Genomic DNA, 24,503 nt, shown 5'->3' on the forward strand with positions numbered 1-24,503 from the left:
CGATCATCAAGCTCGCACAGGCCGCATCAAGCCCAGGATGCCCTGCAGCGGAATGCCGACCCAGTCGGGCCGGTTGTCGATCTCGTAGCGCAGCTCGTACAGCGCCTTCTGCAGCTCGTAGAGGCCGAGCAGGCCGTGGCCGGGCTCCAGCGCGTCGTACAGCGAGTGACCGCGAGCATGCTGGTCGTACGACTGCAGGAAGGCCCGGCGCGCCTGCGCTTCCCATTCGAGCATCAGCGGCGCCAGCGCGGCGGCCTCGTCCGCGTTCAGCGCGATGCCGCGCAACGCGTTGGCGCCGGCATAGCCGAAGGAGCGCAGCATGCCCGCCACGTCGCGCAGCGGCGACTGGAGGACGCGGCGCTCCTCGAAGCCGCGGCTGGGCTCGCCCTCGAAGTCGATGATGACGAAGTCGTTGCGCGACACCAGCACCTGCCCCAGGTGATAGTCGCCGTGCAGGCGCGTCTTCAGCGCGCGCGGCATGCCCGCGGCAAGGTCGCCGACGCGCCGCAGGATCTGGTCGCGCATGGCGAGCACCGCCCCGGCCTCGGGCGGCGCCGAGGACCCCAGGCGATCGGCCATGGCTGCCAGCTGCTCGATCGTGGCGCGCGCCTCGGCAAGGATGTCGTGGGTCTGCTGGGTCACGTCGGCCGTCGTCAGCCACTGCGGCTCGAAGGCAGGACCGCCGCCCTGGGTGGCGAACGCGAGGTGCAGCTCGGCAGTGCGCTGCCCCAGCCGGCGCACCAGCTCGAGGTAGCCCCCATGCACGTCCGGTGGCGGCGGCTCGACGGTGTGGCGCCGCTCCTCGAGATATCGCGCCAGGTAGTCGTGGGTGTACTCCCAGCCGTCCCCCTGGTTGGGCACGTAGGCCTGCAGCACCGCCAGTGTCGTGACCGTGCCGTCGGCACCGGTGTGCTCGAGCATGCCGGCCAGCGGCACGCAGTGCGGGAAGCGCGCCACTTCGGTCAGGAAGCGGCCGATCTCGACCTCGGGATTCAGCCCCGGGCGCAGGCGCCGATAGCCCTTGAGGAAGAGGCGCTCGTCGAACGTGACGAGCGTGTTGCTGCTCATCGCCTTGGGCCGGCCCACCGGGAGCGCCCGCGGGTCGGCACCCGCGAGCTCGGCGAACGCCGAGGTCGGCCGAAAGTGCAGCGTGCCTTGCGCGGTGGGCAGCTCGCGTCCCTGGGCGATCGCCTGAAGCATGACGCGGCAGAACGGCTCGTCGGCGAAGGCATCGCCCATCACGCCGATGTTGGCCTGCTGGCGCACGCGCGCCACCGCCGTGCCGGCAAGGTTGCGCACCCGTTCCTCGTCCTGCTCGTCCCAGGCCATCGCCAGCGCGACGAAGTAGCGCGACGGTTCGTCGGTCCCGTCGACATCGAGCAGCGCGAGCAGCCAGGTGTCCGAGCCCTCTTCCCACATCAAGTGGTCGCTCAGGCGGGCACGCTTGACCGCCGTGCCCTTGGCGGCATACCAGCGCTGCGCTTCCAGGTAGCGCGGCAGCGTGTCGAGCTCGAACTTCTCTCGCGTCTTGACGGCCATGCCGATGCGCCACGGCACGACATGGTCGCGGAACAGGCTGTTCCATCCGTCGAACAGCACCAGCACCGGCCGGTCCTCGGCATGCAGGTATTCCTGGTGCCAGTCGGGAACCGCGACGTTCGCCGCGAGGCGGAACCAGTAGAACGAATGCGCCGGCAGCGTGAGCAGGTAGGGCAGGTCGCCGATCGGCGGGAAGTGCGTGCGGCCCAGCATCTCGACCGGCACGCGGCCGCGAAAGCGCGACAGGTCGAGCTCCACCGGCTGCGCGCTGCGAGCGAGATTGACCACGCAGAGGATGGCATCGTCCTCGTGCTCGCGCAGGTAGGCGAGCACCTTGCGGTTGCCGGCCTTCAGGAAGCTCAGCTGTCCGCGGCCGAAGGCCTTGCTGCTTCGGCGCACTGCCAGCAGCCTTCGCATCCAGTGCAGCAGCGACGACGGCTCGCGCAGCTGGGCCTCGACGTTGACCGCCTCGAAGCCGTAGATGGGATCCATGATCGGCGGCAGGTACAGCCGCTGCGGGTCGGCCCGCGAGAAGCCGGCGTTGCGGTCCGGGCTCCACTGCATCGGCGTGCGCACGCCGTTGCGGTCGCCGATGAAGACGTTGTCGCCCATGCCGATCTCGTCGCCGTAATAGATGATGGGCGAGCCGGGCATGGACAGCAGCAGGCTGTTCATCAGCTTGATGCGGTCCATGTCGTTCTCCATCAGCGGTGCGAGCCGGCGGCGGATCCCGAGGTTGATGCGCGCACGCGGGTCCGCCGCATACGTGCTGTACATGTAGTCGCGCTCCTTGCTGGTCACCATCTCGAGCGTCAGCTCGTCGTGGTTGCGCAGGAAGATGGCCCACTGGCAGGTGTCCGGGATCTCCGGCGTCTGCTGCATGATCTCGACCACCGGGAAGCGGTCTTCCTGCGCGATGGCCATGTAGATGCGCGGCATCAGCGGGAAGTGGTAGGCGGCATGGCATTCGTCGCCCTCGCCGAAGTAGTCGCGCACGTCCTCCGGCCATTGGTTGGCCTCGGCGAGCAGGAATCGGTCGCGGTAGCTGGCGTCGATCGCCGCGCGAAGCTGCTTGATGATCGCGTGCGTCTCCGGCAGGTTCTCGTTGTTGGTGCCTTCGCGTTCCACCAGGTACGGGATCGCGTCGAGGCGGAAGCCGTCCACGCCCATGTCGAGCCAGAAGCGCATGGTGCGGAAGATGGCCTCCAGCACCTTGGGGTTGTCGAAGTTGAGGTCGGGCTGGTGGCTGAAGAAGCGATGCCAGAAATAGGCCTTGGCCACCGGGTCGTAGGTCCAGTTCGAGGTCTCGGTGTCGGTGAAGATGATCCGCGTGCCCTTGTACCGTTCGTCGGTATCGCTCCACACGTAGAAGTCGCGCTCGGGCGACCCCGGCGGCGCGCGCCGCGCGGCCTGGAACCACGGATGCTGGTCGGACGTGTGGTTGATGACCAGCTCGGTGATGACCTTCAGGTCGCGCCTGTGGGCCTCGTGCAGCATGAGCTTGAAGTCGTCCAGCGTGCCGTACTGCGGGTTGACGTCGTCGTAGTGCGAGATGTCGTAGCCGTCGTCGCGCAGGGGCGAGGGGTAGAAGGGCATGAACCAGATGGTGTTCACGCCCAGGTCCTTCACATAGTCGAGCTTGGCGGCGACGCCCTTGAAGTCACCGATGCCGTCGTCGTTGGAGTCGAAGAAGGCCTTGACGTTGAGCTGATAGATGACCGCGTCCTTGTACCAGAGCGCGGCATCGTCGCTGGGCACCGTGGCGCCTTGTTCTGCTTCCTGGAGGTGAGGGGTTGTCGGGGCGTTCATGGGAAGAGCTCCGGCGGCCGGCCTTCGGCCGGCAGAACGGCCTGCCGTTCGGCCTGCCGTTCGGCCTGCCGTTCGGCCTGACACACGGCACCCCCTGCCCCCCGCCGAGCGGGGGTTCCAGTTCGACCGACCACAACCCCCAGCCCCCTTCCGGGAAGGGGGCACCAGTTCGATTGACGAGCTGGCCTGCGGCCAGCAGAACATGCGCGCGCCAGGCCACGAGGTGTTGCCGGCGCAGCCGCCCTGTCATGCATGCTGGAGCCCTCCTCCCGGAGGGGGGCTGCGGGGGAGTGGTCGGTCGAACTGGAACCCCCGCTCGGCGGGGGGCAGGGGGTGCCGTGCGTCAAGGCATGCCGTCCGAAGGACGGCAACCACGCGTGCCGATGATCTTTTCCTCGAGAGGTATTCATCAATCAAAGGTAGTAGTCGAAGTCCTGTTCCCTGCGCAGGCGCTGGCGCAGCCGGAAGATGTGCGCAGGTGCGCGATGCGGATCCAGCTGAACGAAGTTGCGCATGCCGTGCCACAGGAATCGCTGGTCCGAAAGCAGATCGTGCGCCTCGTACTCGCGCTCGTCGTCCAGGCCGAGCTCGCCGGCGTCGAGCGCGAGCCAGCCGGAATGCACGTGATGAGGGTCCAGGTTGACCACCACCAGGATGACGTTGTCACCGTCGGCGCTTCGTTTCGCGTAGGCGATGAGCTGGTCGTTGTCGGTGGGGAAGAAGCGCAGGCTCCAGTCGGATTGCAGCGCCGGGTTCTCGCGCCGGATGCGGTTCACGCGCGTGATGAAGTCGCGCAGGCTGTCGGGATCGTCGAGGTTCCAGGTGCGCAACTGGTACTTCTCGGAGTGCAGGTACTCCTCGCTGCCGGGGGAGCGCGGCACGTGCTCGATCAGCTCATAGGCCGGCCCGTAGATGCCGTAGTTGGCCGACAGCGTGGCGGCAAGCACGAGGCGCGACATGAACACCGAGCGCTGGCCCGAATGCAGGTGCTCGTTGAGGATGTCGGGCGTGTTGGGCCAGGCGTTGGGCCGAAAGTATTCGCGGCCCGGGCCTTGCGAGAGCTCGGTGAAGTAATCGACGAGCTCCTGCCGCGTGTTGCGCCAGGTGAAGTAGGTGTACGACTGGGTGTAGCCCAGCTTGGCCAGCCGGTGCATGACCTTGGGGCGCGTGAAGGCCTCCGCCAGGAAGATGAGCTCGGGATGCTCGCGCTTCAGCTCGCCCAGGCACCACTCCCAGAACGCGAACGACTTGGTGTGCGGGTTGTCGACGCGGAAGATGCGCACGCCTTCGCCGATCCAGTGCTCGAACACGCTCTTCAGCTCCGCCCACAGCGCGCGCCAATCCTCCGTCTCGAAATTGAACGGATAGATGTCCTGGTACTTCTTCGGCGGGTTCTCGGCGTACTGCACCGTGCCGTCCGGGCGCCAGCGAAACCACCGGGGATGCTCCTTCACGTACGGATGGTCCGGCGCACACTGGAACGCGATGTCCAGCGCAATGGCGATGCCCAGGTCGCGCGCCTTGCCCACCAGCCGGCGGAAGTCCTCCGCCGTGCCCAGCTCGGGGTGGATGCTCTTGTGGCCGCCTTCGGCCGAGCCGATGGCCCACGGGCTGCCGACGTCGCCCGGCCCGGCCACCAGCGCGTTGTCGCGGCCCTTGCGCCGCTCGCGCCCGATGGGATGGATGGGCGGGAAATACAGCACGTCGAAGCCCATCTCCGCGACATAGGGCAGGCGCGCCTCCACGTCGGCGAAAGTGCCATGGCGTCCGCGATCCGGCGAGGCCGAGCGCGGGAACAGCTCGTACCAGGTGCTGTAGCGCGCTCGCTCGATGTCTGCCACCAGGGGGAGCGCCACCGGATAGGTCGTGGCCAGCTGTCGGCCGGGGTAGCGGTCGACCAGCGACGCCAGCGACTCGTCGAGCGCGAGCGTCTTCAGCCCGTCGGCGCCCATGGCCGAATCGCTCTCGCGGCGCAGCCTGGCGCTCCATTCCTTCAGTGATTTCTGGTCGGCGCCCTTGGCGCGCGCGGCCGCGTCCGCGAGCAGCTCGGCGCCCATGAGCACGGCCAGGCGGATGTCCTCCTCGTCGGTGCGTCGCTTCAGCTCGTGGCGCCAGGAGCGGAAGTGGTCGACCCAGGCGGTGACGGTGTACAGGTACCGCCCCGGCGCCGGCGGCGTGAACGCGGCGTGCCAGACGTCGTTGTGAGTGGGCGTCATCTCGACTTCGCGCCACGCCGTCTCCGCTTCGGCACGCCAGCACAGCATGGCGCGCAGCACGTCATGGCCGTCGGTGAAGCAGTGGGCCTCGACCTGCAGCGGCTCGCCCGTCACGCGCTTGACGGCGAAGCGGCCGCCGTCCACCGACGGCAGCACGGCATCGATGACCGCACGCAGGCGTCCGTCACTGTGGTCGAGCGGGTCGGGGCTGTGGTTGCGGGTCTTGCGCAGGTCGGCCATGTTCATGCATCGGGCTTGAGGGCGACGACCGACAGCGGCGGCAGCGTCAGGCTGAGCGTGTGGCGGCGGCCATGCGAACGGATGGGCGCGGTGTCGGCGCCGCCCAGGTTGCCCCAGCCCGAGCCGCCGTAGTCGCGCGAGTCGGTGTTCAGCACTTCCCGCCAGCGGCCCTTCGTGGGCACGCCCAGCTGGTAGTTCTGGCGCGGCACCGGCGTGAGGTTGCACACGACCAGCACCGGCGCGCCGTGTCGCGGCTTGCGCAGGAATGAGATCACCGTGGTGTCCGCATCGCGGTTCTCCACCCACTCGAAGCCCTCGGCGCTGAAGTCGATCTCGTGCAGCGCCGGCTCGGCCCGGTACAGGGCATTGAGCTGGCCCACCAGCCGCTGCAGGGAGCGGTGCGGCTCCGCCTGCGCCTGGATCCAGTCGAGCTCGCCCTCGTGCGCCCACTCACTGCGCTGTCCGAACTCGCCGCCCATGAAGAGCAGCTTCTTGCCCGGATGCGTCCACATCATCGCCAGCAGGGTGCGCAAGTTGGCGAACTGCTGCCATTCGTCGCCCGGCATGCGCCCGAGCAGGGATCCCTTGCCGTAGACCACTTCGTCGTGCGACAGCGGCAGCACGAAGTTCTCGTTGAAGGCATAGACCAGGGAGAAGGTCAGCTTGTCGAGGTGATAGCGGCGATGGACCGGATCCTCCTTCATGAAGGCCAGCGTGTCGTGCATCCAGCCCATGTTCCACTTCATGCCGAAGCCCAGGCCGCCGGTGGTGGTGGGGCGGGACACCATCGGCCAGGCGGTCGACTCCTCGGCCACGGTCATCACGTCGGGGTGCTCCCGGTAGACCGACTCGTTCAGGCGGCGCAGGAAGTCGATGGCCTCCAGGTTCTCCTTGCCGCCCTGACGATTGGGGATCCATTCGCCAGGCTGGCGCGCGTAGTCGAGGTAGAGCATGGAGGCGACCGCGTCCACACGAAGTCCGTCGGCGTGGTACTTGTCGAGCCAGAACAGGGCCGACGAGACGAGGAAGCTGCGGACCTCGTGCCGGCCGTAGTTGAAGATCATCGAGTGCCACTCGGGATGGAATCCCTGGCGCGGGTCGGCGTGCTCGTAGAGATGCGTGCCGTCGAACTCGTGCAGCCCGTGCGGGTCGTCCGGAAAGTGCGAAGGCACCCAATCGAGCAGCACGCCGAAGCCCTCGCGATGCAGGAAGTCCACGAAGTACATGAAGTCCTGTGGCGTGCCGTAGCGCGCGGTGGGCGCGAAGTAGGACGTCGTCTGGTAACCCCAGGAGCCGTAGAACGGATGCTCCGTCACGGGCATGAGCTCCACGTGGGTGAAGCCGGTCTCGCGCAGGTGCGCGCACAGGACCGGCGCGAGCGCGCGCCATCCCAGGTATTGGCCATTGCTGCGACGCCAGGACCCGGCGTGCATCTCGTAGATGGCGATGGGGGCATCGAGCGCGTTCTTCGCGCCGCGCGTCGCCATCCACTCGCTGTCCTGCCAGTCGTATTCGAGCGACCACACGCGCGAGCCGGTGGCCGGCGGCAATTCCGCGTACACGGCGAAGGGATCGGCCTTGTCCAGCCGGCGGCCGTCCGCGGTCTCGATGCGGTACTTGTAGATCTGACCATGCTGCGCCTGGTCGGCCGCGCCCTCCCAGATCCCGCTGTGGTCGCTGCGGGCGGACAGTGGGCAGGCCCGCGGATCCCAGTCGTTCCACTCCCCGATCACGGACACACCGGTCGCTGCCGGCGCCCAGACCCGGAACTGCGCACCGCCATCGCGAGTGGGATGACAGCCCAGGTGCTCGAAGAGGTGGGAATGGGTGCCTTCGCGGAACAGATAGAGGTCTTGATCACTCAGCACGACTGCGTCCATCCCTTCTTCGTCTTGTGGCCCCGTGGGTGTGGAGATCCCGATTCACCGTAGCACGCCGGCATGTGCCGCAACAATCGGAAGAGTCGAATGCCGGTGTCGGCAGCATGCCCTTTCGGCCCCAGGCAGTTCGCGTGCCTGCACGTGCCTGCACAGCCATCGAGCCGCGAATTGCCGTAGGCGCGGCGCGCGGCATCGTGGCGGGCTGGGGCCATGCAAGCACCGGGCGGTGCACGTCCTGCTGGCCCGGCGCCAGCCTTGGTGTACGGGATGTCCAGCGGTGACTTCGGCCGCCATGTCGCGGCGGAGATCAGGAAGTGGGAAAGCGTCGTGCGGCGGTCGGGCGCGAAGGTCGATTGAATTACGCGATGCCGGTGCCGTCGGCGCGCGCCTTGAGGTTGGCCACGTAGCGCTTGCGGGTTCCGGTGGCGTGCTCGCGCATCAGGGCCTCGAAGGCCTTGAAGTCGCCCTCACGAAACAGATCGAGCAGCCGCTTGTGCTGCTCGAAGCCGCTCGAATGCAGCACGTCGCCCGGTGCCGACAGGTGCGTGCGCAGCGCCGCGATCCTCGCGCCAGCCGTCGCGTAGGCGGCCTGCACGTAGAAGTTGCCGCAGTGGTTGACGAAGGCCTCGTGCAGCTGCGTGTCTGCGCGGCTGTAGCGCACGGCATCCTTTTGCCTGCGTGCCGCGTTCATGTCGGCGATGGCGGCGCTCACCGAGGCGATGGTCGCGTCGCGGTCGTGCCGCCACGCCAGCTCGGCGGCGCGCGGCTCGATCACGCAGCGGAATTCGCACAGCGCCGCGATGTCGTCCTCCGACGCCTCGAACACATAGCTGCCGCGCTGCGGGCGCACGACGACCAGCCCCAGCAGCTGCAGCTGGTTCAGCGCTTCGCGCACCGGCGTGCGGCTGACGCCGAACGAGCTGGCGAGCGTCTCTTCCGGAATCATCGCGCCGAGCGCGAACTGGCCGTCGATGATGGCGTCGCGCAGCCGCTGCGCGACGAGTGTGCCGAGCGACTTGGGCGTCTCGATCTTGAATTTGGCAGCGCTCAATGTGCATCTCCCGCGGTGAATCACGAGGGCGCGCGAGCGCATCCCGCGACAAGTCTCGCAGATCGCCCCGTGCGCCCAAGCGATTTCTTCTCAGTGATTGTACTGATGTGCCCTAGTACCTTACATACAAGAATACTACGCATGGACAGCCAGATCACCAGCGCCGCGCTCGCCGCCCTGCAGGAGCTTCGCAACTCGCTCGGGGCCTCCGCCGTGCTGATCGGCGCAGACGTGCCCGAGCGCAACTGCAACGACTGGAGCACGCAGCCCCCGCAGGCGCCGATCGCGGTCGTGCGGCCGCTCGATGCGGCCGGCGTGTCGCAGGCGCTGCGCGCGTGCCGGGCCGTCGGGCTGCCGGTGGTGCCGCAAGGCGGGCTCACCGGCTTGTGCGGCGGAGCGAGGCCGGAGGCCGGCTGGGTCGCGCTGTCGCTGGAGCGCATGGTGGGCGTCGAGGAGATCGATGCCGCGAGCGCGACCATGACCGTGCGCGCCGGAACCCCGCTGGAGGCGGTGCAGCGCGCGGCCGACGAAGCCGACTTCTACTTCGCGCTCGACCTGGGCGCGCGCGGCTCCTGCGCGATCGGCGGCAACCTGTCGACCAACGCCGGCGGCAACCGCGTCATCCGCTACGGCATGGCGCGCGAGATGGTGCTCGGGCTGGAGGTGGTGCTGGCCGACGGCACCGTCGTCACCAACCTGAACAAGATGCTGAAGAACAACGCGGGCTACGACCTGAAGCAGCTGTTCATCGGCAGCGAGGGCACGCTGGGCATCATCACGCGCATCGTGCTGCGGCTGTTCCCGAAGCCCGGCTGCACCATGTCCGCGCTGTGCGTCGTGCCCGACTACGCCGCCGTCGTGCGCCTGCTCGGCGCCGCGCGGCGAGGGCTCGGGCCGCTGCTGTCGGCCTTCGAGGTGATGTGGCCGGACTACTGGCAGGTCGTCACCGAGCGCGTCGGCGTGCGCAGCCCGGTGGAGCCGCGCGAGGGCATCTACGTGCTCGTCGAGGCCCAGGGCACGGACGAGGCGCTGGACGGCCCGCGCTTCGAGGCCTGGATGGAACGCCTGATGGACGATGGCCTGCTCGCCGACGCGGCCGTGGCCCGCTCGGTGGCCGACACGCAGTCCTTCTGGGCGCTGCGCGACGCCTGCGCCGAGTTCTTCCAGGTGCTGGGCCCGCACATCTCGTACGACATCGGCCTGCCGGTCAAGGACATGGATGCCTACGTGCAGCGCTGCAAGCCGGCGCTGGCGGCCCGCATCCCCGGCTGCCTGAGCGTGCACTACGGGCACATCGGCGACGGCAACATGCACCTCGTGGTGTGGGTCCCCGGCGTGCCGCTGGAGCAGCAGCCCAAGGCGGAGATGGACGAGGTGATCTACGGCCTCGTGCGCGAGCTCGGCGGCACGGTGTCGGCCGAGCACGGCATCGGCACGGCGAAGAAGCGCTGGCTGGGCCATGCGCGCAGCCCGGCCGAGATCGCGCTCATGCGCACGATCAAGGCCGCCCTCGACCCGCAATCGCTGCTCAACCCGGGGAAAGTGCTGTGATCGACCGCCTGTTCAAAGCCATCGAATTCGTGCTTGCCATGCTGCTGCTCGGCATGGTGGTCATGGTCTTCGGCAACGTGGTCCTGCGCTACGCGTTCAACTCGGGCATCACGGTGTCGGAGGAGCTGTCGCGCTTCTTCTTCGTCTGGCTGACCTTCATCGGCGCCATCGTCGCCATGCACGACGGCACGCACCTCGGCATGGACGCCTTCGTCAGCAAGCTGACGCGCCGCGGCAAGATGATCTGCCTGACGCTCTGCCAGGCCATGATCCTGCTCTGCTCGGTCATGCTGGTCTGGGGCACCTGGCGACAGCACGAGGTCAATGCGACCACGATGGCGCCGGTGACCGGCCTGTCGATGATCTGGGTCTTCGGCGTCGGCTACCTCACCGGCGGAGCGATCGCGGTTCACGCGCTGCACAAGCTGTGGCGCATCGTCACCGGCCGCATCGCCGACGACGAGCTCATCGAGATCACCGAGAGCGAGGAGATGCCGCCGGCCCACGCCGAAGGAGCGCGCGCATGACCGCCGCGGTGTTCACCATCTCGCTGCTCGGCGCGATGGGACTGGGCCTGCCGATCGCGTTCGCACTGCTGATCTGCGGCGGCGCGCTCATGGTGGCCCAGGGGCAGATCGACACCACCATCTTTTCGCAGAAGCTGGTCGAGGGCGCCGACAGCTTCCCGCTGCTCGCGATCCCGTTCTTCATGCTGGCCGGCGAGCTGATGAACGCCGGAGGCATCTCCAAGCGCATCGTCGCCTTCGCGCTCGCCTGGGTGGGCCACCTGCGCGGCGGCCTGGGCATCGTGGCCATCTTCGCGGCCGTGGTGATGGCTGCCATCTCCGGCAGCGCGGCCGCCGACACCGCCGCCCTCGGCGCCTTGCTGATCCCGATGATGCGCAAGGCCGGCTACGACGTGCCGCGCGCCTCGGGGCTGATCGCCGCCGGCGGCGTGATCGCGCCGGTGATCCCGCCGTCGATCGGCCTCATCGTGTTCGGCGTGATCGCCAACGTCTCCATCGGCAAGCTGTTCCTGGCGGGCATCTTCCCCGGCCTGATGATGGGCCTGTCGCTGCTGATCACCTGGCTCTGGGTGGCCCGCAAGGACCAGGTGCAGGTGCTGCCGCGCCAGGGCATGGCCGAGCGCATGCGTGCCGGCGTCGACGGGATCTGGGCGCTGCTGATGCCGGCCGGCATCATCGGCGGCCTGAAGTTCGGCGTGTTCACGCCCACCGAAGCCGGCGTGGCCGCCTGCGTCTACGCCTTCGTCGTCGGCGCCTTCGTCTACCGCGAGCTGCCGCTGCGCCAGCTCTATCCGCTGCTGGTCGCGGCCGCCAAGAGCACCGCCGTCGTCGTCTTCCTGATCGCCGCGGCGCTGGTGTCCGGCTGGCTGATCACGACCTCCGACGTGCCGAACCAGGTGGCCGCGATGCTCACGCCCTTCATGGGCAGCCCGACGCTGCTCATGCTGGTGATCATGGTCATCGTGGTCATCGTCGGCACCGCGCTCGACTTCGCGCCGACGCTGATGATCCTCACGCCGGTGCTGATGCCCATCGTCAAGCAGGCCGGCATCGACCCCGTGTACTTCGGCGTGCTGTTCATCATGAACAACGCCATCGGCCTCATCACGCCGCCGGTGGGCATCGTGCTCAACGTCATCTGCGGGGTTTCCAAGATCTCGATGAGCGAGCTCATGAAGGGGCTGTGGCCCTTCCTGTGGGCCGAATTGGCGGTGCTGCTGCTGCTGGTGCTGTTCCCCAGCCTGGTGCTGGTACCTCTCAAATGGATGAGCTGACTTCTTTCGTGGACAGGAGACATAGACCATGACCTCTCGCAAGACCCTCGCGGCCGTCGCCGCAGTTGCCGCCATCGCCGCCGGCGGTGCCCAGGCCCAGTTCCAGGAGCGCACCTTCCGCGTCTCCAACGGCGTCAGCAAGGAGCACCCGATGGGCAACGGGCTGGCCAAGATGGGCGCGTGCACGCTGCAGAAGTCGGGCAACAAGATGAAGATCCAGCCGTACTGGGACGGCTCGCTGGGCAACGACCTCACCGCCACGCAGCAGGTGCGCACCGGCTCGCTGGAGATGGTGCTCACCTCCACCGCCCCGCTCACCAGCATCATCCCGGCGCTGGGCGTGTTCGACCTGCCGTTCCTGTTCAACAACGAGAAGGAAGCCGACCAGGTGCTCGACGGCAAGGTCGGCGAATGGTTCTCGGCCAAGCTGCCCGCCGTGGGCGCCGTCAACCTGGCGTGGTGGGAGAACGGCTTTCGACACACCACCAACTCGAAGCGTCCGATCACCCGGCTGGAGGACTTCGACGGCGTGAAGATGCGCGTGATGCAGAACAACATCTTCCTCGACACCTTCAAGACGCTGGGCAGCAACGCGGTGCCGATGGCGTTCTCCGAGGTCTACTCGGCGCTCGAGACCAAGACCGTCGACGGCCAGGAGAACCCGTTCAACAACATCGAGAACATGAAGTTCTACGAGGTGCAGAAGTACCTCACGCTCACCAAGCACGCCTACAGCCCGACGCTGGTGCTGTTCTCCAAGAAGACCTGGGACACGCTGTCGCCGCAGGAGCAGGCCACCCTGAAGGAGTGCGCCGTGGTGGGCCGCGAGGAGCAGCGCCGCGTCAATCGCGAGCAGGCCGACAAGAGCGTGGCCAACCTCAGGTCCAAGGGCATGCAGGTCAACGAGATCGCGCCGGCCGAGATGCAGCGCATCCGCGAGAAGTCGAAGGTCATCTACGAGCGCCACGGCAAGGCCATCGGCGAGGAGGCGATGAACCTGGTGTTCGACGACCTGAAGCGCATCCGGGGGCAGTGACGACGATGACCCATGAGCTGTCCGCGGCCGGTTGCGTGGTGGCGATCACCGGCGCGGGCCGCGGCATCGGCCGCGGCCTGGCCCTGGCATTCGCCCGCCACGGTGCGCGCGCCGTGGTGGTGTCGGACCTCGATGCCGACGCCGCAGCCGCGGTGGCCGACGAAGTGCGCGCCGCCGGCGCCGACGCACTCGCCCTGCGTGCCGACGTGACCAGCGCCGCGGACTGCGCGGAGCTCGTCGACCGGACGGAGCAGGCCTGGGGCCGCCTCGACGTGATGGTGTGCAACGCGGGCATCGTCACGCTGCGCCCGCTGCTCGACCTGGACGCCGAAACCTGGGACCGCACGCTGCACGTCAACGTCACCGGCACCTTCCTCTCGCTGCAGGCCGCGGCGCGCGCGATGAGCGGGCAGCCGCCGCTGGCGGCGGGCCGGCCGCGCGGCAAGATCATCACGATGGCGTCGATCGCCGGACGCAGCGGGGCAGGGCCCATCGCGTCGGTGATCGCGCCGTACCGGGCGAGCAAGGCCGCGGTGATCAGCCTGACGCAATCGGCGGCGATCACGCTGGCCCCGCATGTCACCGTCAATGCGATGTGTCCCGGCCTGGTCGAGACCGACATGTGGGCGCGCATGGACCGTGACTGGACCGCGCTGCAAGGCATCGATCAAGGCCAGGCCTGGAAGCAGCGCGTGGCGGCGGTGCCGATGGGCCGGCCGCAGCAGCCCGACGACGTGGCGGGCCTCGCGCTGTACCTGGCGTCGCCCGCCTCCGACTACATGACCGGCCAGGCGATCAACATCGACGGCGGCCTGATGATGAGCTGAGGATGACCGAGCACCCTGCCTTGCGCCTGAAGCGGCTCCTCGCCGCCGGCCCCATCGTCCACGCGCCGGGCGCCTTCGACGCGCTGTCCGCGCGGCTCGTCGAGCGCGCCGGGTTTCCGGCGGTGTACATGACCGGCTTCGGCGCCACCGCCGCACGGCTCGGCCAGCCCGACATCGGGCTGCTCACGCAGACCGAGATGACGACGCATGCGCGCGACATGGCGCGTGCGGTGGGCATCCCGGTGATCGCCGATGCCGACACCGGCTACGGCGGGCCCTCGAACATCGAGCGCACGGTGCGCGAGCACGTGCAGGCCGGCGTCGCGGCCATCCATCTCGAGGATCAGGTCGCGCCCAAGCGCTGCGGCCAGATGGCAGGCATCCGCCTGATCGATGCACGCGAGAACATGCGCCGCCTGCAATGCGCCATGCGCTCGCGCGGCGACGACGCGCTGCTGCTGATCGCGCGCACCGATGCGCTGCCGGCCGCGGGCATCGACGAAGCGGTCGCGCGTGCCTTGCGCTACCAGGATGCCGGGGCCGACCTCGTGTTCGTCGACGGCATCAAGACCGTGGCCGAGGTCGAGGCGGTGGCCCGCCGCGTGCCGGGCCCCAAGGTCGTCTCCATCGTCGACGGCACCGAGGCCGCTGCCCTGGGCTGCGCCGACCTGCAGCAGATGGGCTTCTCGCTCCTGTTCCACGCCGTGACCGCGCTGTTCTGCGCGGCGCGTGCCGTCGAGCAGGCACTGGCCGTACTCAAGGCGCACGGCACGCCGCGGGCGCTGCCGCAGCCCGGCATGAGTTACGCCGAGTTCTCGCAGGTCGTCGGCCTCGCCGACCACCAGCGGCTGGACGAGGCGTTCGGCGCCCCCGCTTCCTGATCCACCTCCCTCCCATCGAAGGACTGACGTGACCGCACCCCAAGCCCCCTTCAACGGCATCTGGCCCGCGCTGCTGACGCCGCTCACCGAATCACTGGACATCGACATCGATTCGTTCGCGCGCCATTCGAGGTCCCTGCTCGACGCCGGCTGCACCGGCATCACGCCATTCGGCACCACCGGCGAAGGCCCGTCGTTCTCGATGGCGGAACGCCGCGACGCCATCGACGGACTGGTGGCGCGCGGGGTGCCGGCCGAGCGCATCCTGGTGTCCACCAGCTGCGCCGCGCTGCCCGAGGTGGTGGCGCTCACGCGCCATGCGCTGCAGCTGGGCGCGCACGGCTGCCTGATGCTGCCGCCGTTCTTCCTCAAGGGCGTGCCCGACCAGGGCGTGATCGACGCGTATCGCTGGGTGATCGACCGCGTCGCGGACGCGCGACTTCGCCTCTACCTGTACCACATCCCCCAGGTCTCGGGCGTGCCCCTCAGCCACCCCGTCATCGCGACGCTGAAGGAGCTGTACCCCGACACCATCGTCGGCATCAAGGACAGCGGCTGCGACCGGACCGCCTCGCTGGCGCTGGCCGATGCCTTCATCGATCGCGTGATGGTCTACGTCGGCAACGAGCCCGACCTGCCGGTGCTGGGCGCGCGCGGCAGCACCGGCGCGGTGAGCGGCATCGCCAACGTGATGCCGCGCCTGGTTCACCGCATGGTCACGCGCTTCGACGGCCCCGACGCCGAGCGCGACCAGCAGCGCGTGCGCGCCTTCCTGGACATCCTGGGCGGCTATGGCATGACGGCCGCGTTCAAGGGCATCATGGCGTTCCTGAACGACGACCCCGGCTGGCGGCGCGTGCGCCCTCCGCTGGTCCCGCTGTCGGACGCCGAATACCAGCGCCTCGCCTCGCAGATGAAGGCCTTCGGCGCCGACCGCAACGTCGACTGAGGATGGACGAGCGACAACAAGAGGAGACGACGATGACCCGACTGCTTTCCCGCCGCTGGTGGCTTGCGTTGGCCGCCGCGCTGGCGCTCGCGCCGTTGCCCGCATCGGCGCAGAACAAGGTGCTGCTGCGCGTGTCCACGCCGGCCGTGGCCGACGACTGGCACGGCAAGATGTGGACCGTGTTCAAGGAAGCGCTCGAGAAGAGCGCGCCCGGCGAGTTCGACGTGCAGGTCAACCTCAACGCGGCGCTGTTCAAGCAGGGTGCCGAGCCGGCAGCCATGGCGCGCGGCAACCTGGAGCTGGCGGCCATCTCGGCCTTCGACATCGCCAAGCTGGTGCCCGAGTTCTCCATCTTCACTTCCGGCTACGTGATCCGCGACCCGGCGCACCTGCAGAAGGTGTTCAACGGGCCGATCGGCGACGAGATGTTCAAGCTGGTGGCCGACAAGATGGACGTGACGGTGCTGTCGCCGATCTACCTCGGCACGCGACAGGTCACGCTGCGCGACCAGCGGCCGGTGAAGACGCCGGCCGACCTCAAGGGCGTGAAGCTGCGCATGCCGGCCAGCAAGGAGTGGCTGTTCCTGGGCGAGGCGCTGGGCGCGAGCGCCACGCCGCTGGCGTTCGGCGAGGTCTACCTCGGCCTGAAGACGGGCACCATCGACGGTCAGGACAATCCGCTGCCCACCGTGCGCGCGGCCAAGTTCTACGAGGTCACCAAGCAGATCGTGCTGACCCAGCACCTGGTCGACGGCATCTTCATCGCGGTCTCCAACAAGGCGTGGAAGGCGATGAGCCCGGCGCAGCAGCAGAAGGTCAAGGCCGCCGCGCAGGCGGCGGCGCGCTTCAACGACGAGAACCGCCTCAAGGAAGAGGGCCAGCTGGTCGACTTCTTCAAGCAGCAGGGGCTGACGGTCACCACGCCCGATGTCGAGGCCTTCCGCCGCACGGTGCAGCAGGCGTACGCGGCGTCGGAGTACGGCAAGTCCTGGCCCAAGGGGCTGCTCGACCGCATCGGCGCCGTCAAGTGATGGCGCGCTGGCTGCGCAGGGGCGCCGACGCCGTCGGCGTGGCCCTGTTCGCGACGCTGTTCGTCGTCTTCCTGGTCCAGATCGTCGCGCGCTTCGGCTTCGACCGGCCGCTGCCCTGGACCGACGAGCTCGCGGTGATCCTGTACGTCTGGGTCATCCTGTGGGCGGCGGCGTTCATGGTGCCCGACCGCGAGCACGTGGTGTTCGACCTCGCGTTCCACGCGGCCGGTCCGGCCATGCGACGCTGGATGCTCGGCCTGGGCAGTCTCATCGTCGGCGCCCTGGCCGGCTGGGCGCTGCCGGCGTGCTGGGACTACGTGCACTTCATGGCGCGCGAAGGCACGCCGGTGCTCGGCGTGCCGTTCATGTGGGTGTTCCTGCCGTTCGTGCTGCTGCTCGTCACGCTGGTCGTGCGCGCCGCCTGGCGCTGCTGGGCCCTGCTGCGCGGGCACGAGGGGGCCGGGGCATGACGGCCGCATTGGCGACATTGCTCATCGTCCTGGTGGTCTGCATGGCGCTGCGCACGCCGGTCGGCTTTTCCATGCTCGCCGGCGGCATCGCCTACCTGGTCGCCAAGCGGCAGGACCTCGGGCTGGTGGCCGAGCAGGTCGGCAACGGCCTGTACAACAGCTACGTCCTGCTCGCGGTCCCGCTGTTCGTCCTGGCCGCCAACCTGATGAACGCCGGCACGGTCAGCGAGCGGCTGTTCGACTTCTGCCGCATCGTCGTCGGCCGGCTGCGCGGCGGGCTGGCGCAGGTCGACATCCTGGTCAGCGTCATCTTCTCCGGCATGAGCGGCAGCGCGATCGCCGACGCCGCGGGCCCCGGGCTGGTGACCATCCGGCAGATGCTCAAGAAGCCGGAGTACAGCCCGGGCTTCGCCGGGGCAGTGGTGGTGGCCAGCGCGACCATCGGCCCCATCATTCCGCCGTCCATCCCGATGGTGATCTACGCGCTGGTCTCGGGCGCATCCGTCGGGGCGCTCTTCCTCGCCGGCGTGGTGCCCGGCCTGCTGATGGCCGTGATGCTGATGATCGCGGTGCAGGTGATCGCCACCCGGCGGCAGATGCCGCGTGAAGCGCCGATCCCGCTCTCGCGCTGGCCCGAGCTGATCTTTCGCGGTGCGCTGCCGCTGTCGCTGCCGGTGGTGCTGCTGGCCGGCATCTACAGCGGCGTGTTCACGCCCACCGAGGCGGCGGCGGTTGCAGCCTTGCACGCGCTGCTGCTGGCCGGCGTGGTCTACCGCGCGCTGAGCTGGCGCACGTTGTTCGGCGTGCTGCTCGAGTCCACGCGCTCCAGCGCCGTGATCACGATGATCATCGCCGGCGCCTTCATGCTGAACTACGCGTTCACCTCGGAGGGTGTGCCGCAGCTGCTGGCGTCATGGGTGGACGGGCGCGACCTCACGCCGCTGCAGTTCATGCTGCTCATCAACGTGGCCTTCCTCGTGCTCGGCTGCTTTCTCGACACCTCGGTGATGCTTCTGGTGTTCGTGCCGATGCTGATCCCGACGGCGAAGGCACTGGGCATCGACCTCGTCTACTTCGGCGTCGTGGTGGTGGTCAACATGATGATCGGCCTGGTGACCCCGCCGTTCGGCATGCTGCTGTTCGTGACCAACGCGCTGGCCGGCATTCCCATCCCGGCCATGCTGCGCGAAGGCTGGCCCTTCCTCTTGATGCTGCTGCTCGTGCTGCTGGTCATCACGGTGTTTCCGCAGATCGTCCTTTGGCTGCCGCAGTCGATGGGCTATGGAGTGAAGTGATGAGCGTGCAGGTGGTGTGCATCGCGAGCTGGAACGCCGATCTGGTGTCGCGCGTGCCGCGCCCCATCGCCCGCGGCGAGACGTTGCTGGCACGCTCGTTCGAGATCAGCCCGGGCGGCAAGGGCTCGAATGCGGCGGTCGCCTGCGTGCGCCAGGGGGCTCGCACGGCGGTGGTGGCCCGCATCGGGCGCGACGAGTTCGGCGCAATGGCACTCGAGCTGTGGGAGCGCGAGGGCATCGTCACGTCGCAGGTGGAGCAGGCCGATGGCGAGCGCAGCGGCGTCGCGCAGATCCTGGTCTTCGACGACGGGGACAACAGCATCGCGGTGGCGCCGGGTGCGGGAGCAGGCCTGGCCGGCCGCCATGTCGAGGCAGCCGCGGCACTGCTCGCCGGCAGCCGGGTCGTGATGGCCTCGTGCGAGGTGCCGCTGGCCGCGACGCTGGCCGCGTTTCGCGTGGCGCGCGCCGCCGGGGTGCTCACCCTGCTCAATCCCGCGCCGGCGCAGCCGCTGCCCGACGAGCTGATCGCGCTGACCGACGTGCTGACGCCCAATCAGACCGAGGTGCTCGCGCTGGCGGGCGTGCCCGAGGGCACGCCGGTCGACGAAGCCGCGCGCGTGCTGCTCGGCCGCGGGGCCGGCGCGGTGGTCGTCACGCTGGGGGCCGCGGGATGCTCCCTGTGGCGCCTTGCCGAGCCGTGTGTCGAGCTGCCCGGCTGGGCGATGCGCAGCGTGGCGGACACCATAGGCGCCGGCGACACCTTCACCGGCGCCCTGGCAGCCGCGCTGGCGCGCGGCGAGCCGCTCGAGCAGGCGATGCGCTGCGCCAACGCCGCGGCCGCGCTGTCGGTCACGGGGCAGGGGGCGATCGGCGGCATGCCTTCGTTGCCGGAGGTGATGGCGCTGTTGGCGCGGCGGGGTGGGTGAGGGCAGGCGCATCACCTGATCGTTTCGGCCAATCTCACAGCCACGACGCGCCATTGCGACCGCGCCGTCCACCCGTTTCCAATGAGTCAAAGCCGCCCAACTCAGACGGAGACAAAGCCATGAGAGCCTCATCCACCCGGCGCGCGTTCGCTGTCGCAATGGCGCTGTGTGGCGCCCACGCAGCGGCATTTGCGCAGGACGCCTCTGCGTATCCGAGCCAGCCGCTGCGCATCGTCGTGCCTTACCCGGCCGGCGGCGCCACCGACACGCTGGCGCGATTGATCGCCACCAAGCTGCAGGAATCGTGGCGGCAGACGGTGGTGGTCGAAAACAAGCCCGGCGCCTCCGGCACCATCGGCAACGACCTGGTGGCCAAGGCGCCGCGCGATGGGCACACCATCCTGCTGGGCATCACGGCGCTGGTGCAGGTGCCGTCGCTGATGCCTAAGCTGCCGTACGACGTGCTGAAGGACCTGCAGCCGCTGGTGCAGGTGGCCAGCACGAACTCGGTGTTCCTGGTGCCTGCTTCCTCGCCGGCCGGCACCTTGAAGGAGTTCGTCGCTTCCGCAAAGGCGAACCCTGGCAAGCACAGCTACGGCTCCTACGGCATCGGCACCTCGTCGCACATCCAGGGCTCGCTGCTGAACCTGCAGGCGGGCGTGGACCTGATCCACGTGCCGTACAAGGGCGCCGCGCCGCTGCTGCAGGACCTGCGCGGCGGGCAGCTCTCGTCGGCCTTCATCGACATGGCCACGGCAAGGCCGCACCTCGATTCGATGAAGGCGCTGGCGGTGACCGGCCCGCAGCGCAACAAGGCGTTGCCCAACGTGCCGACCTTCGCCGAGCTCGGCTACCAGTCCTTCGAGCCGGTGGGCTGGTTCGGCCTGTTCATGCCCACCGGCGTCGAGGCGCCCATCGCTGCCAAGTTCATCGCCGAGGCGAGCCGCATCGTGCACTTGCCGGACGTCGTGGCGCGCATCGAATCGCTGGGCATGACGCCCGGCGAGCTGAAGGGCGATGAGTTCGCACGCGTCGTCAAGTCGGATGCGGCGGTGTACGCGCGAATCATCAAGGACGCCAACATCCGGCTCGAATGAGGCTGATGGCACGGGAGACCGTATGACGATCAAGCGCAAGGCCTGCATCGCGGGCGCCTGGGAACATCCGCTTCGCAAGGCGCCGGACAAGTCCACCGCCCAGCTGCACTACGAATGCGCCCGCGGCGCGCTGGCCGACGCAGGGCTCGACTTCAAGGACGTCGACGGCTACTTCTGCGCCGGCGACGCGCCCGGATTCGGCATGCTGAGCATGGTCGACTACCTGGGCCTGCGCGTGCGCCACGTCGACTCCACCGAGACCGGCGGCTCGTCCTACCTCTCCCACGTGTCGCATGCGGCGCACGCCATCGCGACCGGCCATTGCGATGTGGCGCTCGTCACGCTCGCCGGACGACCGCGCGCCGAGGCGTCCAGCGGGGTGGCCGCGGCGGCGCGGCCCAACGTGCCGGAGGTGCCGTTCGAGGCGCCGTATGCGCCGGTCACGCTGAATGCCTATGCGCTTGCGGCGATGCGCCACATGCACGAGTTCGGGACCACGGCGGAGCAGCTCGCCTGGGTGAAGGTCGCGGCCTCGCACCACGCCCGGCACAACCCGCACGCCATGCTGCGCGAGGTGGTCACTGTGGAGGACGTGCTGGCCTCGCCGCTGGTGTCCGACCCGCTGCACAAGCTGGACTGCTGCGTCGTCAGCGATGGCGGCGGCGCGCTGGTTGTCGTGCGGCCCGAGATCGCGCGCAGCCTGCAGCGTCCGCTCGTCAGCGTGCTGGGCGCCGGCGAGGCGGTGAAGGGGCAGGCCGGCGGGCGCGTGGACCTCACGTACTCCGGCGCGGCCTGGTCCGGGCCGAAGGCCTTCGAGGAGGCGGGCGTCTCGCCGCACGACATCCGCTATGCCTCCATCTACGACAGCTTCACCATCACGGTGGTGATGCAGCTCGAGGACCTGGGCTTCTGCGCCAAGGGCGAAGGCGGCCGCTTCGTTGCCGACGGCAACCTGATCGCCGGGGTCGGCCGCCTGCCCGTCAATACCGACGGCGGCGGCCTGTGCAACAACCATCCGAGCAACCGTGGCGGCATCACCAAGGTGATCGAAGCGGTGCGGCAGCTGCGCGGCGAAGCGCATCCGCTGGTGCAGGTGCCCGGCTGCGAGCTGGCGCTGGTCAACGGCATCGGCGGCCTGCTCGGCACGCGCCACGGCAGCGCCACCCTCATCCTCGGCCGGGACTGACGCCATGACCATGATTCCCGAACGTCCCCTGCCGGCACCCATCGTCGACGTCTTCACTGCGCCGTTCTGGCAGGCCGCCTCCGAAGGCGTGCTGCTGATCCGGCGCTGCAAGGCCTGCGGCGAAGCGCACTGGTACCCGCGGCCGTTCTGCCCGCATTGCGCGAGCGACGATACGCAGTGGGTGCCGGCGAGCGGACGCGGCACGATCTACAGCTTCACGGTCGCGCGCAAGGCCGGCCCGGTGCCGTACGTGCTGGCCTACGTGACCCTGGACGAAGGCGTGACCATGCTCACCAACCTGGTCGATGGCGAAGTCGAGGCGCTGCACATCGGGCAGCGCGTGCAGGTGACGTTTCGAGCCGGCGAAGGCGGCGCCGCGATTGCGGTGTTCACGCCGTGCACCACGCCATGAGCCGCGGCGAGCCGCCACTTCGCGGCGTGCGCGTGCTCGACCTCACCCGGTTGGTGCCGGGGCCGGTGTGCACGCAGCATCTGGCCGACCTCGGCGCCGACGTCGTCAAGGTCGAGGACACCGGGGCGGGCGACTATGCGCCGCCGGCGCTGCGCGCGCTCGTCAACCGCAACAAGCGCGGCCTGCAGCTGGACCTGAAGCAGCCGGCCGGTGCCGAGGCCTTCCTGCTTCTCGCGCGCGGCGCCGACGTGGTGGTCGAGGGCTTTCGCCCCGGCGCGATGGCTCGGCTCGGCCTGGGCTACGACGAGGTCGCGGTGGTCAATCCGCGCATCGTCTACTGCAGCCTCACCGGGTACGGCCAGAGCGGCCCGTACCACGACCGGCCCGGCCACGACCTCAACTACTGCGGCCATGCCGGCGTGGCTGACCAGATCGGTGTCGACACCGACCGGCTCGCGCTGTCCAACATCCCGATCGCCGACCTGTTGGGGGGCGCGCTCACTGCCGCGATGGGCATCCTCGCGGCCCTGTTCGACGCAGCGCGCACCGGCCGCGGCCGCCATGTGGACATCGCGATGGCCGAGGGCGCGCTGGCGCATGCGGTGATGCCGCTGGCGACGCTGGCCGCTCGGGGAAGCACCCGGCGCGCCGGCAGCGACACGCTGACCGGCGGCCTGGCCTGCTATGCGCTCTACCGCACCGCGGACGAGCGCTTCCTGGCCGTCGGGGCGCTGGAGCGCAAGTTCTGGGAGGCGCTGTGCGACGTCGTCGAGCGCGCCGACCTCAAGCCGCTGCACCGCACCGGCGACGCCGGCACCGAATCGCACCTGCGCGACGAGCTGGCGGCGATCTTCGGCGCACGGCCGCTCGCGCACTGGGCGTCGCGGTTCGCCCACGCCGACTGCTGCGTCTCGCCGGTGCACACAGTCGAGGAGGCGCTGGCCGACCCGCACTTCCGCGCGCGCGGCATGGTGGTCGACAGCGTGCATCCGGACGTCGGGCCGCTCACCCAGGTGGCGTCGCCCGTCAAGATGTCGCGCCATGAATTCGAGCTGCGCCGCCATGCGCCGCGGCCCGGCGAGCACACGGTGGAGCTGCTGCGCGAGGCCGGCTGCGACGACGAGACGATTGCCGCATGGCTCGAAAAGGGCGTGGCACGCGCGTCGTAGCATTGGCCGCGTGACGCACCACACCATCGCGATCCATCACGTCGGACAGGTGCTGCAGGGCGCCGAGCGGCGAGGGGTCGCCACCGCGCCTCTGCTGCAGCGCGCCGGCATTCCGGCCGCACTGATGGAAGCGCCGCTCGCACGTGTGTCGCAGGAGCAGTACGCGCTGCTGCTGCGCGTCGTGCAGCGCGCGCTGCGCGACGAGTTCTGGGGCCTGTGCAGCCAGCCGCTGCGCCTCGGCAGCTTCGCGCAGTGCTGCCGGCTGCTGATCCACGCGCCGACGCTGGGCGACGCGCTTCGCGTGGGCTTCCGCTACTTCCATGGCGAGCTGCCCGACTTCGTCGCGCGCCTCGCGGTGGAAGACGGGCTCGCCACCGTGCGCATCGCGACCCCGCTGCCGCCGCAGCCGTCGCTGCTGTACGCCGAGCGCACCTTCATGTTCTTCACGTTCGGCGTGTCGTCCTGGCTGGCGGCCCGGCGCATCCCGCTGCTGGGTGTCGACTACCGCGGCCCGGCGCCGCCGAACGTTGCCGAGACCGCGCGCGTGTTCCAGGCGAGGGTGCGCCACGGGCAGCCGCACTTCGGCCTGTCGTTCGACGCACGATGGCTGCAGCTGCCGATGGTGCAGAACGCGCAGAGCCTGCGCGAGTTCCTTCAGCAGGCGCCCGCCAACCTGCTGGTGAAGTACCGCGACAAGACCAGCGTGAGCGAGCGCATCCGCCGGCTCCTGCGCAACCACCTGCGCGGCGAGATGCCCGCGCTCGACGAAGTCGGCCGCGTGCTCGGCATGACGCCGCAGACGCTGCGCCGTCGCCTGCGCGAGGAGGGCCAGGGCTTCCAGTCGCTGAAGGACCACCTGCGCCGCGATGCGGCGATCGAATACCTCGCGCGCCCCGACATGACGCTGCTCGACATCGCCGACCAGCTGGGCTTTTCGGAGGCGAGCACGTTTCACCGGGCGTTCAAGAAGTGGACGGGGGTGGCCCCGGGGGAGTACCGGCAGCGTCATCGGTGAGGCGGGCCCGGCGCAGGCACAAGCCCGGACTGCACGCACGCTTCGACAAGCGGACCGGGGTCGCGTCTGCCTGAAACTTTGCGCCAATCCGATTGGCACCGATGGTCATTGCCGCTGCCCCC

At 69.2% G+C, this 24,503-nt stretch carries 20 protein-coding genes; 16 read left to right on the forward strand and 4 right to left on the reverse strand.

The window, feature by feature from the left end; genetic code table 11:
* Positions 1-6: 6 nt before the first annotated feature.
* From treS to P7V53_RS02710, 4 genes are all read right to left on the reverse strand, one after another.
* Positions 7-3,348, reverse strand: a complete 3,342-nt coding sequence (gene treS / locus P7V53_RS02695; RefSeq protein ID WP_280153932.1) for a maltose alpha-D-glucosyltransferase — start codon at positions 3,346-3,348, stop codon at positions 7-9.
* Positions 3,349-3,761: 413 nt separating this feature from the next.
* Positions 3,762-5,804, reverse strand: coding sequence for an alpha-1,4-glucan--maltose-1-phosphate maltosyltransferase (locus P7V53_RS02700; protein WP_280156418.1), 2,043 nt, complete (start codon positions 5,802-5,804; stop codon positions 3,762-3,764).
* A gap of 2 nt (positions 5,805-5,806) precedes the next feature.
* The gene (glgB, locus tag P7V53_RS02705; protein WP_280153933.1) at positions 5,807-7,684 is read right to left on the reverse strand and encodes a 1,4-alpha-glucan branching protein GlgB; all 1,878 of its coding nucleotides are present in this window, start codon (positions 7,682-7,684) and stop codon (positions 5,807-5,809) included.
* A 358-nt stretch (positions 7,685-8,042) separates the two neighbouring features.
* Positions 8,043-8,735: a GntR family transcriptional regulator gene (locus P7V53_RS02710; protein ID WP_280153934.1), complete on the reverse strand. Its 693-nt coding sequence runs from the start codon at positions 8,733-8,735 to the stop codon at positions 8,043-8,045.
* Between the two features lie 141 nt (positions 8,736-8,876).
* Here P7V53_RS02710 and P7V53_RS02715 point away from each other — a divergent pair, with 141 nt between their 5' ends.
* From P7V53_RS02715 to P7V53_RS02790, 16 genes are all read left to right on the forward strand, one after another.
* Complete coding sequence (locus tag P7V53_RS02715; protein ID WP_280153935.1) at positions 8,877-10,286, forward strand: FAD-binding oxidoreductase; 1,410 nt, start codon at positions 8,877-8,879, stop codon at positions 10,284-10,286.
* A complete protein-coding gene (locus tag P7V53_RS02720; protein WP_280153936.1) occupies positions 10,283-10,813 on the forward strand; it encodes a TRAP transporter small permease in 531 nt (176 codons plus the stop codon). Before P7V53_RS02715 ends, P7V53_RS02720 begins: the two co-directional genes overlap by 4 nt.
* Positions 10,810-12,087, forward strand: coding sequence for a TRAP transporter large permease subunit (locus tag P7V53_RS02725; protein WP_280153937.1), 1,278 nt, complete (start codon positions 10,810-10,812; stop codon positions 12,085-12,087). The genes P7V53_RS02720 and P7V53_RS02725 overlap by 4 nt, the downstream gene beginning before the upstream one ends.
* Before the next feature lie 28 nt (positions 12,088-12,115).
* Entirely contained in the window at positions 12,116-13,123 is a 1,008-nt protein-coding gene (locus P7V53_RS02730) for a TRAP transporter substrate-binding protein (RefSeq protein ID WP_280153938.1), read from the forward strand.
* Positions 13,124-13,128: 5 nt separating this feature from the next.
* Positions 13,129-13,950, forward strand: a complete 822-nt coding sequence (locus P7V53_RS02735) for a glucose 1-dehydrogenase (protein ID WP_280153939.1) — start codon at positions 13,129-13,131, stop codon at positions 13,948-13,950.
* Between the two features lie 2 nt (positions 13,951-13,952).
* Positions 13,953-14,831: an isocitrate lyase/PEP mutase family protein gene (locus P7V53_RS02740; protein ID WP_280153940.1), complete on the forward strand. Its 879-nt coding sequence runs from the start codon at positions 13,953-13,955 to the stop codon at positions 14,829-14,831.
* A gap of 28 nt (positions 14,832-14,859) precedes the next feature.
* Complete coding sequence (locus P7V53_RS02745; RefSeq protein WP_280153941.1) at positions 14,860-15,780, forward strand: dihydrodipicolinate synthase family protein; 921 nt, start codon at positions 14,860-14,862, stop codon at positions 15,778-15,780.
* A gap of 32 nt (positions 15,781-15,812) precedes the next feature.
* Positions 15,813-16,811, forward strand: a complete 999-nt coding sequence (locus P7V53_RS02750; protein ID WP_280153942.1) for a sialic acid TRAP transporter substrate-binding protein SiaP — start codon at positions 15,813-15,815, stop codon at positions 16,809-16,811.
* A complete protein-coding gene (locus P7V53_RS02755) occupies positions 16,811-17,281 on the forward strand; it encodes a TRAP transporter small permease (protein WP_280153943.1) in 471 nt (156 codons plus the stop codon). Before P7V53_RS02750 ends, P7V53_RS02755 begins: the two co-directional genes overlap by 1 nt.
* The gene (locus P7V53_RS02760) at positions 17,278-18,576 is read left to right on the forward strand and encodes a TRAP transporter large permease (RefSeq protein ID WP_280153944.1); all 1,299 of its coding nucleotides are present in this window, start codon (positions 17,278-17,280) and stop codon (positions 18,574-18,576) included. Before P7V53_RS02755 ends, P7V53_RS02760 begins: the two co-directional genes overlap by 4 nt.
* On the forward strand, positions 18,576-19,502 hold the full coding sequence (locus tag P7V53_RS02765) for a ribokinase (RefSeq protein ID WP_280153945.1): 927 nt from the start codon (positions 18,576-18,578) through the stop codon (positions 19,500-19,502). Before P7V53_RS02760 ends, P7V53_RS02765 begins: the two co-directional genes overlap by 1 nt.
* A gap of 119 nt (positions 19,503-19,621) precedes the next feature.
* On the forward strand, positions 19,622-20,599 hold the full coding sequence (locus P7V53_RS02770) for a tripartite tricarboxylate transporter substrate binding protein (protein WP_280153946.1): 978 nt from the start codon (positions 19,622-19,624) through the stop codon (positions 20,597-20,599).
* Positions 20,600-20,621: 22 nt separating this feature from the next.
* Entirely contained in the window at positions 20,622-21,785 is a 1,164-nt protein-coding gene (locus tag P7V53_RS02775) for a thiolase domain-containing protein (RefSeq protein WP_280153947.1), read from the forward strand.
* A 4-nt stretch (positions 21,786-21,789) separates the two neighbouring features.
* Positions 21,790-22,197: a Zn-ribbon domain-containing OB-fold protein gene (locus P7V53_RS02780; RefSeq protein ID WP_280153948.1), complete on the forward strand. Its 408-nt coding sequence runs from the start codon at positions 21,790-21,792 to the stop codon at positions 22,195-22,197.
* On the forward strand, positions 22,194-23,366 hold the full coding sequence (locus P7V53_RS02785) for a CaiB/BaiF CoA-transferase family protein (protein ID WP_280153949.1): 1,173 nt from the start codon (positions 22,194-22,196) through the stop codon (positions 23,364-23,366). The genes P7V53_RS02780 and P7V53_RS02785 overlap by 4 nt, the downstream gene beginning before the upstream one ends.
* 10 nt (positions 23,367-23,376) lie before the next feature.
* A complete protein-coding gene (locus P7V53_RS02790) occupies positions 23,377-24,381 on the forward strand; it encodes an AraC family transcriptional regulator (RefSeq protein WP_280153950.1) in 1,005 nt (334 codons plus the stop codon).
* Positions 24,382-24,503 lie beyond the last annotated feature (122 nt).

This window comes from Piscinibacter sp. XHJ-5, assembly GCF_029855045.1.
In the GTDB taxonomy this organism is placed as follows: domain Bacteria; phylum Pseudomonadota; class Gammaproteobacteria; order Burkholderiales; family Burkholderiaceae_C; genus Albitalea.

Coding starts and splice junctions, on each gene's coding strand:
- treS (WP_280153932.1), bottom strand. CDS start 3,348: ATGAACGCCCCGACAACCCCTCACCTCCAGGAAGCAGAACAAGGCGCC.
- P7V53_RS02700 (WP_280156418.1), bottom strand. CDS start 5,804: ATGGCCGACCTGCGCAAGACCCGCAACCACAGCCCCGACCCGCTCGAC.
- glgB (WP_280153933.1), bottom strand. CDS start 7,684: ATGGACGCAGTCGTGCTGAGTGATCAAGACCTCTATCTGTTCCGCGAA.
- P7V53_RS02715 (WP_280153935.1), top strand. CDS start 8,877: ATGGACAGCCAGATCACCAGCGCCGCGCTCGCCGCCCTGCAGGAGCTT.
- P7V53_RS02725 (WP_280153937.1), top strand. CDS start 10,810: ATGACCGCCGCGGTGTTCACCATCTCGCTGCTCGGCGCGATGGGACTG.
- P7V53_RS02730 (WP_280153938.1), top strand. CDS start 12,116: ATGACCTCTCGCAAGACCCTCGCGGCCGTCGCCGCAGTTGCCGCCATC.
- P7V53_RS02735 (WP_280153939.1), top strand. CDS start 13,129: ATGACCCATGAGCTGTCCGCGGCCGGTTGCGTGGTGGCGATCACCGGC.
- P7V53_RS02740 (WP_280153940.1), top strand. CDS start 13,953: ATGACCGAGCACCCTGCCTTGCGCCTGAAGCGGCTCCTCGCCGCCGGC.
- P7V53_RS02750 (WP_280153942.1), top strand. CDS start 15,813: ATGACCCGACTGCTTTCCCGCCGCTGGTGGCTTGCGTTGGCCGCCGCG.
- P7V53_RS02755 (WP_280153943.1), top strand. CDS start 16,811: ATGGCGCGCTGGCTGCGCAGGGGCGCCGACGCCGTCGGCGTGGCCCTG.
- P7V53_RS02760 (WP_280153944.1), top strand. CDS start 17,278: ATGACGGCCGCATTGGCGACATTGCTCATCGTCCTGGTGGTCTGCATG.
- P7V53_RS02765 (WP_280153945.1), top strand. CDS start 18,576: ATGAGCGTGCAGGTGGTGTGCATCGCGAGCTGGAACGCCGATCTGGTG.
- P7V53_RS02770 (WP_280153946.1), top strand. CDS start 19,622: ATGAGAGCCTCATCCACCCGGCGCGCGTTCGCTGTCGCAATGGCGCTG.
- P7V53_RS02775 (WP_280153947.1), top strand. CDS start 20,622: ATGACGATCAAGCGCAAGGCCTGCATCGCGGGCGCCTGGGAACATCCG.
- P7V53_RS02780 (WP_280153948.1), top strand. CDS start 21,790: ATGACCATGATTCCCGAACGTCCCCTGCCGGCACCCATCGTCGACGTC.
- P7V53_RS02785 (WP_280153949.1), top strand. CDS start 22,194: ATGAGCCGCGGCGAGCCGCCACTTCGCGGCGTGCGCGTGCTCGACCTC.